This is a genomic window from Paenibacillus darwinianus, assembly GCF_000598065.1.
Lineage (GTDB): Bacteria > Bacillota > Bacilli > Paenibacillales > Paenibacillaceae > Paenibacillus_I > Paenibacillus_I darwinianus.
Map to the genome: position 1 here is coordinate 1 of NZ_KK082195.1, position 13,848 is coordinate 13,848.

At 57.9% G+C, this 13,848-nt stretch carries 13 protein-coding genes; 2 read left to right on the forward strand and 11 right to left on the reverse strand.

The window, feature by feature from the left end:
* From BG52_RS14970 to yyaC, 7 genes are all read right to left on the reverse strand, one after another.
* The coding region (locus BG52_RS14970) for an O-antigen ligase family protein (RefSeq protein WP_051602333.1) at positions 1 to 1,638 on the reverse strand (1,638 nt) is incomplete at its 3' end.
* A 207-nt stretch (positions 1,639 to 1,845) separates the two neighbouring features.
* Positions 1,846 to 2,928 (reverse strand): HD-GYP domain-containing protein, encoded by a 1,083-nt coding sequence (locus BG52_RS12730; protein ID WP_036583747.1) that lies wholly within the window; start codon positions 2,926 to 2,928, stop codon positions 1,846 to 1,848.
* Positions 2,929 to 3,038: 110 nt separating this feature from the next.
* Positions 3,039 to 4,706: a histidine kinase N-terminal 7TM domain-containing diguanylate cyclase gene (locus BG52_RS12735; RefSeq protein ID WP_223299011.1), complete on the reverse strand. Its 1,668-nt coding sequence runs from the start codon at positions 4,704 to 4,706 to the stop codon at positions 3,039 to 3,041.
* Between the two features lie 119 nt (positions 4,707 to 4,825).
* Positions 4,826 to 6,013 carry a class I SAM-dependent methyltransferase gene (locus BG52_RS12740; RefSeq protein WP_036667408.1) on the reverse strand — a complete coding sequence of 396 codons (1,188 nt, stop codon included), beginning with the start codon at positions 6,011 to 6,013 and terminating at the stop codon, positions 4,826 to 4,828.
* A 5-nt stretch (positions 6,014 to 6,018) separates the two neighbouring features.
* Complete coding sequence (locus tag BG52_RS12745) at positions 6,019 to 6,672, reverse strand: DUF6483 family protein (RefSeq protein WP_036583759.1); 654 nt, start codon at positions 6,670 to 6,672, stop codon at positions 6,019 to 6,021.
* A 48-nt stretch (positions 6,673 to 6,720) separates the two neighbouring features.
* The gene (locus BG52_RS12750) at positions 6,721 to 7,581 is read right to left on the reverse strand and encodes an alpha/beta fold hydrolase (protein WP_051587845.1); all 861 of its coding nucleotides are present in this window, start codon (positions 7,579 to 7,581) and stop codon (positions 6,721 to 6,723) included.
* A 28-nt stretch (positions 7,582 to 7,609) separates the two neighbouring features.
* Positions 7,610 to 8,173 carry a spore protease YyaC gene (gene yyaC / locus BG52_RS12755; RefSeq protein ID WP_223299009.1) on the reverse strand — a complete coding sequence of 188 codons (564 nt, stop codon included), beginning with the start codon at positions 8,171 to 8,173 and terminating at the stop codon, positions 7,610 to 7,612.
* 186 nt (positions 8,174 to 8,359) lie between these two features.
* On the opposite strand from yyaC, the gene BG52_RS12760 reads away from it, so the two are divergent.
* Positions 8,360 to 8,590, forward strand: a complete 231-nt coding sequence (locus tag BG52_RS12760) for a DUF1128 domain-containing protein (protein WP_223299010.1) — start codon at positions 8,360 to 8,362, stop codon at positions 8,588 to 8,590.
* Positions 8,591 to 8,759: 169 nt separating this feature from the next.
* Here the strand turns inward: BG52_RS12760 and BG52_RS12765 are convergent, their stop codons facing one another.
* The 4 genes from BG52_RS12765 to BG52_RS12780 form a co-directional block, all read right to left on the reverse strand.
* A complete protein-coding gene (locus tag BG52_RS12765) occupies positions 8,760 to 9,227 on the reverse strand; it encodes a hypothetical protein (RefSeq protein ID WP_397309784.1) in 468 nt (155 codons plus the stop codon).
* A gap of 197 nt (positions 9,228 to 9,424) precedes the next feature.
* On the reverse strand, positions 9,425 to 11,014 hold the full coding sequence (locus tag BG52_RS12770; protein WP_051602334.1) for a UDP-glucose--hexose-1-phosphate uridylyltransferase: 1,590 nt from the start codon (positions 11,012 to 11,014) through the stop codon (positions 9,425 to 9,427).
* 32 nt (positions 11,015 to 11,046) lie between these two features.
* Positions 11,047 to 12,036 (reverse strand): UDP-glucose 4-epimerase GalE, encoded by a 990-nt coding sequence (gene galE / locus BG52_RS12775; protein WP_036583766.1) that lies wholly within the window; start codon positions 12,034 to 12,036, stop codon positions 11,047 to 11,049.
* A gap of 69 nt (positions 12,037 to 12,105) precedes the next feature.
* On the reverse strand, positions 12,106 to 13,278 hold the full coding sequence (locus BG52_RS12780; protein ID WP_036583768.1) for a galactokinase: 1,173 nt from the start codon (positions 13,276 to 13,278) through the stop codon (positions 12,106 to 12,108).
* A 213-nt stretch (positions 13,279 to 13,491) separates the two neighbouring features.
* On the opposite strand from BG52_RS12780, the gene BG52_RS12785 reads away from it, so the two are divergent.
* Positions 13,492 to 13,848 (forward strand): AraC family ligand binding domain-containing protein (locus tag BG52_RS12785; protein ID WP_190287541.1); only part of this gene is annotated, 357 nt, incomplete at its 3' end.

The following is a 13,848-nucleotide window of genomic DNA, read 5'->3' on the forward strand; positions in this document are numbered from 1 at the left end:
GCGGTCGACATGCGCCGGCTGCGAACGACCCGCTTCCGCCCGCCTCTCCCGCGCCCTGATCCCGGCTTCCCCGATACGCGCCGTTCCTCGCACGGCTTCCTCGCTTCCAGAGCGTGCCCCCCCTCGCGCGCATACTGCATCAGCTCCACCGCTGCTCCAGCCCTTAACCCGTCGACCGAACAACACGGCCAGGCAGAGCAGCAGCAGCCAATAAAAGCCGAAAGACATATCGAGATCCACGGCCGGGTGAAGGAGCAGCACGGCCAGCGGCGCCAAGCCGGCCCGTTCTCCTCTCCATACGCGCAGCACGATGAGCCCGACGAACACTAGCAGTACAAGCAGTCCGGGCAGCCCGATATTTAACGCCATATCCAGGTATCCGCTGTGCACCTCATTACCGACATACGGCCGGCTTTGAACCGCCCGATGCAGGGCGCGCCAGGAATTCCCGCCGTAGCCGATCCAGGGCGACTCGCGCAGCAGCGCCAGTCCGTCCTCGTAAAACAGCCGGCGGGCCGCCGCCGTCTCGAAATGGCCGATTACCCGACCGGCTGCCGACCGGCCAACTACCCGATATAGCGCATATACCGCCGATACGGCTAAACCGGCTATCGCCAGCCAGCCGGACAAGCCGGCGCGAGCCCCCGTTTTTTGACCCATCCGTCCAAGCAGCTCATGGCCCAGCCAGGCGATAGCCGCTGCCGAAAGCAATAAGGCCGTCTCCGATAATGCCGGTGCCGAAATGCCCGTTCCCGAGCCTTCCGCCGACCAAATGTCCGCCGCTGCCCCGACGACCAAACCGTATCCGGAAGCGCCCGCCAAAACCGCCCAACCCGAGTGAAGCGCCCAACCGCGCCGTTCTTCTCCGCGATGCACGGCCAGGCCGACCGCCCAGCCCGCTGCCGCAGCCAGCCAAGCCCCCCGGGATTCGGTAAGCAGCAGCGCCGTCATGGCCGGTGCCGCGAGCAGCCCCGCAAACCTCCTGATGAGGGGCAGGTCCGATCGCTTTCCCGCCAGCCATACAAGCTGCAGCAGGAGCAAGGCTCCGAGCACGGCCCCCAGCATATTCGCATATTGAAAATAACCGGCCAAGCGGGCGCCGACCGCCGTCAGCCGAGCGTCGCCGCTGACCATCACAAAATCCGGAAAACGGAACCATCCCAGCCAGCCGGCCAGCGAGCCCCAAATGATGAAAGCTGCGGCAGCCTGAAGCGCTGCGGTAAATGGCCGAGACGAACGGCTCCCCGCAAACCAGGTTTCCAGCGTGTACAAAAATGCCGCATAACCCGCCCAGCGCAGCGCACCGTTCCATGTGCCGAGCGTGGATGCCGGATCGAACGCCAGCCCAAGCACGAACAGCGCCGAAAGCAGCAGCGGCCATAAGGCTAAGGTATACCCGAATGAGAGCGGGGCAGCGGCCCCGGCTCCCTTACCCGTCCCCATTGCCGGCCCGGCAATGCCGAAACACCGGTACAGAAACGATATTGCGCCTGCGAGCAGCATCGCCGCCTCCCAGCGGTACAACAATACGTCGAAATACATGCCATACCGCAAAGCCGAAACGATCAGCAACACCGCCAGTGCCGCCGCAGAAGCGCACTCCGCGCCTGCATCGTCTGCCTTTTGCCGCTCCGCCACGATCCGGCACCCCCTTTCGTACCCGAATGTTGCTATGAAACCGGGACAACATTTTTCCGAATCGGTCTTCCCCTGGGCAGCCGAATCGGAGAGAGGAAGAAAAAAGCAATTCCTCCGCAGATATAAATCTACTTAAGGAATTGCCCTTTATTGGTTGAATATACAAGTAGACCCCATATTTCCTGGCAGATGCGATCCCCTCAGCCTCTATAGTTCCTTTACGATCATCAGATGAAGGTCTTGCTTCAAATCGATCTCGTAGGGAGAGGCGGACGGCATGCCGTCCGCTTCGCGCAGGATGCGAATGACCGGTCGATGGACGGACAGCGGATTATTCGCTGAAACGACGCCCACTTGTCCGGTATTGAGCAATACAGTCGTCGCTACCGGATAGATCGAGATGTGCTTGCCGAACAGCTGGATCAGATCGATGTCGAAATAAGAGTTGCCTGCCGCGAACAAATACTCGATCGCATCCGAAGGCGTGTAGCGGTTCCGATAAGATCGCGGTGAGGTCAGTGCGTCATAGACGTCTGCAATCGCGACGATCTGGGCGTATTCGTGAATTTCGCCCTTTTTCAATCCGCAGGGATAACCCGTTCCGTCGTACCGCTCGTGATGTTGCAAAGCACAGTTAGCCGATAACAGCGAAATATCGTGCTGCTGGCGCAGCATGTTGAAGCCTTCCGCCGCATGCCGCTCGACAACAATCCGTTCATCGGGCGATAACGGCGTCGATTTGGAGAGCAGCTCCTTCGGAACCTTGGTCATGCCGATATCGAACAGCAGTGCGCCAATGCCAAGGTCCTCGATCTGATTCCGGTTATAGCCTTTGGCCATACCCATAATACCGGCCAGAATCGCGACATTGACGGCATGGTTGAATAAATAGGCGTCCGCCACATGAATGCTGGTCAAGCTGTACATGACATCCTTGCGGCTGATCAAATCCTGAATGATTTGACCGAACACGCCGCGGAACGTCCGGCCCATCTCGGGCGCGACCGCCCGTCCTCTCGTGACCGGCATGTCCATGACGGAGCCAACCGTTTTGTAGATGGTCTCGACGGCAGCCTTGCGCGTCTCTTCGCGCACAACCTCATCGGGAATAATATCCGACGTATGACCTTCGTCAATATAAACGATATCAACGCCCATTTCTTTTAAGCTTTGGATGAACCGGTCGTTCAATGCGGTCCCGACACCCAAGAGGACATTGCCGTTCTCTCTCAGTATCGGCCGCGCAAGCTTGTCGCCGGCATTTACCGAATTAATGTGGACTCTTCTCATGTCATTCCCGCCTTTGACGAATGGGGAGCGAGGGATCAGGCCTGAAGCATGCCGTGGTGAAGTGCTGTCACCTCCGTCTTGCGCAGTTCTATATCGCTATACAATTAGGGTCAACTTGTCAGATCCGCCGCAACGATCCGGTTGCGGCCGCCGTTCTTGGCTTCATACAGCGCTAAGTCTGCCTTTGCGAACAAATCGCGCAAATAAATCTTCGGATTGTCGATAAGCGCACTTTGGCCGCTCTCGACCGTAAGCACGCCCATACTGATAGTCACGGCGACCGACTCGCCGTTGTGGCCCGTACCCACCCGGTTCGCCGCGACGATATCCTTTACCCGCTCCGCCAGCATATATGCTTGCTCGCGATTCGTGTGCGGCAAATACACGGTGAACTCCTCGCCCCCGTAACGGGCTAAAATATCGGTACGCCGCAGCGATTGCTTCACCACGTCGGCCGTGCTCCTGATGACCTCGTCGCCGACGAGATGGCCATATGTGTCGTTAATGGATTTGAACAAATCGATATCGAACAGAAAAATGGCAAACGGAATGTTATACCGGATGTTGGTGATTACCTCATGCTCAAGCTGCTGCATCAGATAACGCCGGTTGAAGCAGCCCGTCAAGCCATCCGTGATCGCCATATATTCAAGCTTCTGATTGACCTGATACAATTCATCCTGCATCGCGATCAGCGACCGGTTCCGCTCGTGCAGCGCTTCGTTGTGGTACCGGGACGCCTCGACGAGCATTCGCAGTTCGCTTACGTCCTGAAAGGTCAACACCCGGCCGACCAGTCTGGAGCGGTCGACGACCGGCTCGCAATGCATGATCACGTGGCGGAAAAAGTTATCCTCGCTCAGTGTAATTTCGATTTGCGCGGACGCAGGCGGATCGGACCGGTATGCTTCGATAAACGGCTCCGTGGAACCTTCGGTCTCCAGCGGCGCGAGAAACTCCTCGACCTCAAACCGGTCGCCCGCGCGAATATCGAGCAATCCGCGAAGCACCCTGTTCGCCTCCAGCACGACTTCGTGCTCGTCCAGAACCAGTACGCCGGTAGCCATACTGTCCACGATATTCGATTGGGCAATTCGCACGATTTCGAATACACGGTGCCGCTGAATCGCGACTACGAAATAAAAGATCGACACCACGATACCGGCCGAGGTCAGCCCCGGAATTATAGGGAGAATCGGCGCCAACGCGATGTTGACCAGCATATCCGCAAGCGTAAACGCCGTCAAGATCGCCATGCCCTTCATCGCGATCTTCATTTGCCTCTTATGCCTCGGCGCTACCCTCCCCCCGAGCGCATTCCGCATGATAGCGAACGAGAGGACGACATACGCAAGCAGCACGACGGCCATAACCCAGAACAAGGGTCCGTATTGCCGCTCAATATAACCGCCATTCATAGGAGCGACGAAAGACGACCCGGGATTCAGCAGGACACCCAGTACGATAAGTACGGTCGGAGCCGAAAGGTACGCCAGCGTGCGCCGATTCAGATAGTAGGATTGCCCTGCCAGAAAAATGGTGAATATCGTCCAGCCGAGCCCCAGCATGGACAGCCCGATATAAGAAGCCTTCAAATACAGAAGCTGATAGACAGGCTCGGTTGTCGTCGAGATCGCAAACTGGCATAGAGGCCATAACATAAGAAGCGAATGAAAAATCAAATAAACCTTAAGAAATAAAGTGACCGTGTTGTTTAAGAAAACGTATAGTAGTAATACCAGCATGACGATAAACAAGCCGAAATCCAACCATAACACGTGTTCCAATGAGGTCACCCGATTACCTTAGCGTTAATAATTCTACACTATCTTAGCACATGTGGGTTTTAAGAGACAATTGATGTTGCAATGAATATCAACATTTAATTACATATTGATTAGCCATTACCGGATTCCGCAGGCAAAAAGTCAGAAATCGCCTTTTCCAGATAGGGAGAAAGGTTGAGTCCGTCGCGAAAATGGACATACTCCTCCCAATGTCTCGCTTGAATTGCAGGCTTGCCGCCCGTCACGGCACGGATCAGAATATTTTTGGGAGTATGCTCCATATCGATGAACTCCAGAAGCTGCACTTTGTAGCCGACCGCCTGAAGCAGTTGGGCGCGAACGGCATCCGTGGCGAGCGAGGCGAACCTTTCTTTTAATAGGCCGTGCGAGAGCAGCGGGCCCAACAGGTCATTCTTCACCTGGCCGAAAAGCTCATGCTGACAGCACGGCACCGATAAAATAACGGATGCCCCCCAATGGACGGCCTTGGCAAGCGCCGCGTCCGTCGCGGTATCGCACGCGTGAAGCGTGACTACCATATCCGCCTTCGTCAAGCCCTCATATTCGGCAATATCGCCGTGCAGAAACCGAAGTCCTTCATAACCGAGCTTAGCCGCGAGTCCCGTACATAAAGCGATGACGTCCCGCTTCAAATCCAACCCCGTAATGTTTACCTTCATCCCCCGCTTCACGACGAGAAGATGATAAAGCGCAAACGTCAAATACGATTTGCCGCAGCCGAAGTCAACGATCGTCAGCTCTCTGTCCTGCGGGAGAGCGTCCGCCACATCCTGCACCATCTCGAGAAAACGGTTGATCTGCCGGTATTTATCCTGCTTCTGCGCATGTACCTTTCCATCCTTCGTCATAATGCCCAGCTCGACGAGGAACGGAGCGGCTTCGCCTTCGGCAATCACCCGGTTTTTGACCCGGTTGTGCGTCCGTTCGGCTGCTCCTTTGACCGCCGTAGGCGGTTTGCGCAGAACGGCCGCCTTGCCTTTCTTATTGAATAAAAGCTGCACATCGGCTTCCTCGGTCTTGACGAGCGCTTGCCGGAAGGTGTCCGAAAGCAGCCCGACAAGCCGGTCGGCAGCGGCCGGCGGCTCGAGATTCTCATGTGTGACTTTGTTTGCCGTATGGTGCTCGAACTGATAGCGCAAACCGTCTTTCAGACTCACCGGACGAACGACGGACCGAACCAGTGCGTCCGTTTTCTTCCGTCTCGGCCCGCTCAGCGTCGCCTGCAGCACGAGGCTGCCGTTCATCCATTCGCGAACGTCCTGCTGCCACTTTTCCATATGCGCTAAAGCACTCCTTGTTCACGTATGTCGGCCAACCCATGCTCGACCTCCGCCCGCGGCAAGCCGCCGGCAACAAGCCGATCATCGGGCAATTGCAGCAGCCTTTCATAAAAAGCGGCGGCTTCCCCTGCACCTGCGCTGCCGTCCTCGAGCCGCTCATGCAGCCAATTCTCCGCTTCGTCATAGCGGCCTTGCCGTTCCCGCCACTGCGCGATCAGCAGCTTCAATGACGGAGGCAGCTCATAACCGCGCAGCTTGTCAAGCATCGCCTCCGCCTCCTTCGCGGGATCGGACAGACTCTCCTCCGCGTCCAGCGCTGTAAGCCGGATATGCAGAGCCAGCGACTTGATCCGGCAGGCGTAGCTTTCCGTCTCCGCCCCCTGATCCTCCCGAATGCCGCCCTCCTCGCGCAGCATCAGCGCGATGGCCTGCAGCGAGACCGTATCCGGAACGCCGTTCGTCGTAAGCAGCTTCACCAGATCCTCGTCCGAAAGGGTATGTACGAGACGGGACTGCAGCCGCAGCCCGCGGTCGAATACATCTCCAATCATCTTCAGCGCCTCGATGTGCTCCTTTCGCTGCCTCAGGCCCATCACCTGACCGATGGCCGCTGTCACCTGCTCGATCATCCGCATCATATAATCTCTTTGAAACATCCGCGTTCCCGCCCTCTTCCAAATGCGCCCACCGGCGTTTGTTCTTCTTTAAACGTGAGTCCTCGCACCGGAACCGTTCAAAAGGCCTGCGGCGAAATCGCGTATTTCGGCCGCCATTCGCTCCGGCTGCTCCAGCATGCCCATATGTCCGCTCGCGTCGAGCAGAACGGGATAAATCGTTTCCGACTTATGCCCCCCGAACGTCGACTCCGGAGGAATAACGCCATCCTCTTTGCCGGCCAGCAGAAGCACCGGCACGTCCGCCCCGGAAATAACCGCATTGCGGTCGGGCCGCTGCTTCATCCCCATTGCGGTCGCCGCCGCGCCCACAGCTGAAGTGCCTCGGCCGATCTCCTTGGCAAATGCGATCTGAGCCTTCATCTTATCGGCACCGGACGGGGCGAAAAGCTTCGGCACGAGCGCTTCGATAAATACGCCGAGCCCTTGCCCCCTTATCGTCTCGGCGGCCTTGTCCCGGTTAGCCTTGGCTGTGTCCGAATCGGCGTTGGCGGTCGAGTGGACCAGACCGAAGCCGGCCAGCTTGTCCGGATATTTCTCCGCAAAAGCCAAAGCGGCGTAACCGCCGAGCGAATGGCCGATGACGACGGCGCGCCGCTCGGCCATTTCGCTAAGCAAGCCGGCAATGTCGTCGGCGAAATCGCTCATTTCGTAAACGACGGCTTCCGGAGCCGTGGATGAGCCGTGGCCTCTGAGATCGGGAACGACCACCTTGCCGATTCCCTCCAGCAACGGCAGCACATCGCGCCAGTAAGCCGAGCTTCCGCAGAATCCGTGCAGCAGAATGAGCACCGGATCGTCGAACGATTTCTTCTCCCCCTTTACGCCATAAGCAATCTTTTCATTGGTCGGCAATTGCGCCTGCCGGTTGGCGAGCGTGACCGGTTCCATAAGCCGCACCTGACCTTTCCCTATACTATTAGTCAATAGACACGATCGCCGGCCAAGCGCGGCACGCAGCCTCGGCCGCATCGCGGGCCATTCCCATTACCATATGAAGCGAGGCGCTTTGCAGGTTCCAATACGGCTTAAGCCCTTTTTTCGCCACGACCGCCGCGGCGCCGTAGTCGCCGACGGGCGGCGCCTGCTTGCCGACCGCCTCGGCGGGCTGAAGCGGTCCCGGGCCGACGAGAAAACCGCCGACCGATTCAGGGCGTCCAACACACGCATCGAACACAATGACCGTTTTGTCCCTTGGAAGTCCCGCTACGGCCGCCGCCAGCCTGACCGCGTCGCAGGGCTCGCGCAGCGTTCCGATCACATGCGGCCAGCCCTGCTCGGCCAGATACGTCCCGACAAGCGGGCCGAACGCGTCTCCCGTAGAGCGATCGGTGCCGATGCAGAGCATGACGATCGAGCTCCGATCCGGGTGGGATCTCGCGACGGATGCGAAGAACGGGTCCAGCTCCTCCCGGCCGACCGACCTCCGAATCGGCCGTTGCGGCGCTTGTTCCCCCGCGCCCGTCTTGCCTCGTTTCATCATGGCGATTCCCCTCCGCCCCGATTGATCCGGCAAACGCCATGAACGGCGCTTGCGGTTTCCGATGCTTCCATTGTATCGGATGGATGAGTCCGTCCGCAATGATGGCGGCGATCCATCCTTCATGGTACAATACGATCGGGCGGCAAAGAAGCCGACAACGCGTAAGCAACGGGAAGGAAGATGGCAGTGGCGAATTTGGACGAACCGACGCAGGAGAATGTGGAATATATGATCGAAGCGATCAAAACGAGGTTGAGAATGGCGACGGGCGCGGCGATGCAAGCTTCGCACTTCAGCATCGAACGTTACGAGGATATCAGGGAGTTGTACGACATCGTATCGGGCAAAAACAATTTCAGCATCAGTGAGGTTGAAGCGCTCGTATCGGAATTGGGACAGCTTAGAAACAAAGCCTGATCGACCGTTCGTTTTCACACCGCAAACATCCCTGAATTTTAAAATTATTCCTGTATATGGATCGAAACGCCCTCGTCCTGTCCGGCGACTATATCCGTATCCCGATGACGGAAAGGGAGCGCCCGCAAGCGCTCCCTTTCCGTCATCCGGCCAAAACGTCTTGGGCTGTTTATGCTTCTTGCGCGGACTCCGGCTCTTCCTCGCGCTCCTCGGCCTCGAGCAGCAGCTTCACGCGGATGCGCTTGTTCTGCCCTTTCAGGAAATGGGCGATCCGTTCGAGCTTGTCGGCGAGGTCGGGACCTTCTACCGTCACGTTAAGCTCATAGCTGAAATGATCCTCGCGCTGCATGGACGCTTGCTGCAGGGCGGCTAACTGATAAACATTGCGCACGTCGCCCGCCTTGTCGGCACGCAGCTGTTCGGGATAAAATTTATCCGACTTGTTGACGACCTGCTCGTAGATGCGCAACTTCTTCAGCAGCATGTAATATTGAGCGGAGTGCTTGAAGCCCCACACCTCGCGGATATCCTTCAGCGTATAGTCGATTTTGTACCGTTTGAGCCGCTCAACCTGTTCATCCGCTTCAAGCTTCATGAACTCATCAAGCGGCATGATTGCCAGTGCCACTATAACCATCCCTCCAAAATCCCTGTTTGAATAATTCTCGACTATTATTTCGATTAATAATTTAATAAACCTTCCATAATTTATGTATTACTTGAAAATAATTTTAATCTGCCTATTTCGACTCAAAGTGACAAAATAGATCGTCCCTCGCGGCTTCCTGCCGCAATAGACGATCCATTATGCCGATGATCCGATTGCTTCGCCTTCTATTGTCTGGTCAAACCAAGCCCTTCCTCCATGAACCGGGCAAAAGCAGTCTGACCGTCTTCCGTCCGTTTATAAACGCCCGCAGCCTGCAGAACCTCTAGAAACTTACGGCCGACCTCTTCGCGAACGGCCGCTTCAGCCTGACCGGATTCGAGCGCGGTGCCGCAGGCCGAAGCCATACCGGCAATCCAGTCCGCATGCTTGTGCAGCGGATTGGAAGGATCGGCCGTCGCGACCGCGTCATAAGGCGCAGCCCCCGACAGCATGGCGGCGATTGCCTCCAGCTCCGACTTAAGCCGGCCCGGCAGTACCGCAAGCCCCATCACCTCGATCAGGCCGATATTCTCCTTCTTGATGTGATGCAGATGGGCGTGCGGGTGAAAAATACCGTCCGGATGCTGCTCGCTTGTCCGGTTGTTGCGCAGTACCAGGTCAAGCTCATAGACGCCGTCCGGCTTGCGGCGCGCAATCGGCGTAATCGTATTGTGCGGCACGCCGCCGGTATGCGGCAGAATGTCCGCTGCCGCATCGCCGTATGCGCGCCACGTCTCCAGCACGCGGGCGGCAGCGGCAAGCACCATCCGCCGGTTTTTGCCGTTCAGGCGGATGACCGACATCGGCCAGCGCACGATCCCGAACGTCACGTCCGGCTCGGCGTTTCCCGTATAGACGACTTCCAGCGCCGCTTTTTCCATCGGAAACACATGCCTTCCCGCCTGGAAATGGTCATGGTTCAGGATGGATCCTCCGACAATCGGCAGATCGGCGTTCGACCCGATGAAGTAGTGCGGGAAAGCATCGACGAAATCAAGCAGCCGCGCAAAGGTCGCATTGGAAATCCGCATCGGCGCATGCTCGGCTTTCAGCACGATGCTGTGCTCGTTGTAATACACGTACGGAGAATATTGAAAATACCACGGCTCGCCGTCCAGCGTAAGCGGCACGATGCGAAGATTCTGGCGGGCGGGATGATCCGGCCGTCCCGCATAACCGACGTTCTCCTCGCACAGCAGACATGTCGGGTACCGGCTGGGCGGCAGGGTTTTCAGCAGCGCAATTTCCTTCGGGTCTTTCTCCGGCTTGGACATGTTAATCGTAATTTCGAGATCGCCGTAGCCGGTCGGCTGACGCCAATACCTGTTGCTCTTGATGCGGTCCATCCGGATGTAATTCGAGTCGATGCACAGCTTGTAAAAAGCATCGGTCGCGGCTTCGATCCCTTTGCTGTCCGCCGCGCGCCGGAACGATGCAGCCGTTTCGGACGGGCGCGGCATGAGCAAGCCCATAATTTTCGCATCCAGCAGATCGCGGTAAGTCAGCGTATTGTCCGGGATCAGACCGATCCGGTACCCGTAATCGAGCAGCGGCTCCAGCAGCGGGGCCGGACTGGCCGGACTTTGGCCGACCGCCGTTTCGTTGCCGTCGTACGGCTCGGAAAAGCCGAACAGGTCCAGCAGCGCGTTGCGGGCGGCATGCTCGTCAAGCGGCTCGACAAGCCGGTTGTCCTGCGCGAAACGGACCAGCCGTTCGATCAGAAGCTGCGCGTGCATCCGCTCTTCCAGAGTCACGTCAAGATGTCGTTCATTCATTGTGTCGTCTCCTCTCCGATCCGGCGGACCGATTACTTGTCCCCGTAACCGTCCGGATTGGCCAGATGCCATTCCCATGCGCTGCGGATAATGTCTTCCAGTCCGTCTCGCGACGGCGTCCAGCCCAGCTCGCTGCGGGCCCGTTCGGACGAAGCGACGAGCACGGCGGGATCGCCGGCCCGGCGCGCTTCAACCACCATCGGGATAGCGCGGCCCGTCACCCGGCGGGCGCATTCGATCACTTCCTTAACCGAGTAGCCCGTGCCGTTGCCGAGGTTGAAAATACCGCTGTCCCCGCCCTTGCGAAGCCGGTCGACAGCCAGTATGTGCGCATCGGCCAGGTCGCTTACATGGATATAGTCGCGGATACAGGTGCCGTCCGGCGTGCCGTAATCGTCTCCGAACACCGAAATATGCGGACGCTTGCCGAGCGCGGTTTGCAGCACGATCGGCACCAGATGCGTCTCCGGGTTGTGGTCCTCGCCGATTTTGCCGCCCGCGTACGCGCCGGCCGCGTTGAAATAACGCAGCGAAACGTATTTCATCCCATGCGCCACGTCAAACCAGTTCATCATCCGCTCCATCGCCAGCTTCGTTTCGCCGTACGCGTTGGTCGGAAGCGTGCGGTCGCTCTCTTTGATCGGCACCTCCTCCGGCTCGCCGTAAGTCGCCGCCGTCGACGAAAAGACAATGCGCTGCACGCCGTGCTCATTCATTTTCTCCAGCAGGCAGAGCGTTCCGTACACGTTGTTGTGGTAGTATTTGCCTGGATCCTTCATGCTCTCGCCGACCAGCGAGTTCGCCGCGAAATGGATCACGGCGTCGATCGCATTTTCACAGAAAACACGGTCCAGAAAGGCCCCGTCGCGCAAATCCCCTTCATAAAACACGCCGCCGAGCATCGCCGCCTTGTGTCCCTGCTGCAGGTTGTCAACCACGACGAGCTGCTCGCCGCGCTCCAGCAGCGCCGCCACCGTATGCGAGCCGATATATCCGGCCCCTCCCGTTACCAATACCGCCATGTCCGTTTCTCCTCCCGCGCCGCCCGTCCGGTTCAACCCGATCCGGTACGGCCGCCTTTTATAACGATATTATCCGATTTCCTCCACGCCGTTGCCGATGCTGCAAACATAGAAATCCGGAACCAGCCCTGTCGCTTCCGTATACTTCCGGCCGACCTCGTTCTTGAACCGTTCGACGCTGTCCTTATGTACAAGCGACACCGTACAGCCGCCAAAGCCCGCACCGGTCATGCGCGAGCCCAATACGCCCGATACCTGCCGCGCCGCATCGACCATTGCGTCCAACTCGGCGCCCGTCACCTCGTACAGGTCGCGCAGTGAGTCGTGAGAGCCGTTCATCAGCTGCCCGAACGACGCAAGATCGTCCGCCTTCAACACCTCGATCGAGCGGAGCACGCGGTCGATTTCCTCCACGACGTGGCGGGCGCGCTTGCGAACCGTCTCGTCCTTGATCAGCTGCTTGTTCTCGGTAAATTCCGCCAGGCCGATCTGGCCGAGCAGCGTCATATTCGGAAATGTCTGCTGCAAATCCTTGACCGCCTGTTCGCACTGGGCGCGCCGCTCGTTGTACTTCGAATCGACGAGACCGCGCCGTTTGTTCGTATTGCCGATAATCAGCTTGTATTCGCCGCTCTTGAACGGCACATGCTCATATTCGAGCGTATCGCACATCAGTAGAATCGCATGGTCTTTTTTGCCGTTTGCGACCGCGAACTGGTCCATAATGCCGCATTTCACGCCGTTGAACTCGTTCTCCGATTTCTGCGAAAGCCGCGCAATCTCAACCGTGTCGATCGGCAGGCCGGCCATCGTCAGCAGCGCATACGCGGTCACGACCTCGATCGATGCCGAAGAGGACAAGCCGGCTCCGTTCGGAATTTCGCCGTGAAAGAGCAGATCGAAGCCGTGCGGGAGCGATGCGCCGTTATTTTGCAGCTCGCGAACGATCCCTTTCGGGTAGTTCATCCAATCATCCGCCTCGTCATAGACGATCGGCGAGATCGGCAAATGCTTATGCTCAGGAAAATTGGTGGAAGCCAGCCCGAGCCAATCGTCCTCCCTGCCGCGAATGAGCAGCGTCGTGCCGAAGGTGAGCGCTGCCGGAAAGACGTACCCGCCGTTATAATCGGTATGCTCCCCGATCAGGTTGACCCGCCCCGGCGCATGAAAGCTCCTGACCCCCTCTTCCCCGCCGCCGTAAATCTCGACAAAACGCCGCTTCAATGTTTGAAGATCCGCCATCGGTAGCACCACATTCCTTTTCCTCGGATTTGTTTTAACTACGATAAGTATAGAACACCGTCCGCCGGATGCAAATGGCGCGATGTACATCTGACATGGACGAATGTTACCTGTTGATAGGCAACGGCTCGCTATCTCGCGAGAACCGTGATAACATTTCATTAATGGTTATATCATTTTCGGCGGCCAATCAGGTGGATGGGGGATGGATGGATGGTACCGGAATTCTTTTACTCGGTCGTCTCGAATCCGGTTTCGATCGAATACGGCGAGCTCGGCGTACTGTTTGCGGGGGAAAGCCAAACAAAACCCGGCCACAAGCTTGGGCCGAAAGTCTATGATTTTTATTTGCTGCACCACGTCATTTCCGGCCGCGGCACGTTCGTCTGCAAAGGGACGGAATACCGCCTCGGGCCGGGCCAATCGTTTCTGATCGAGCCCGAGCGCCTGATCGAATACGTCGCAGACGAGCAAGACCCTTGGCGTTACAGATGGGTGGCGTTTGCCGGCAAACGGTGCGCCGAGTTGGCCTCTGCGGCAGGCTTGTCCGCCGACACGCCCGTTGCCGAC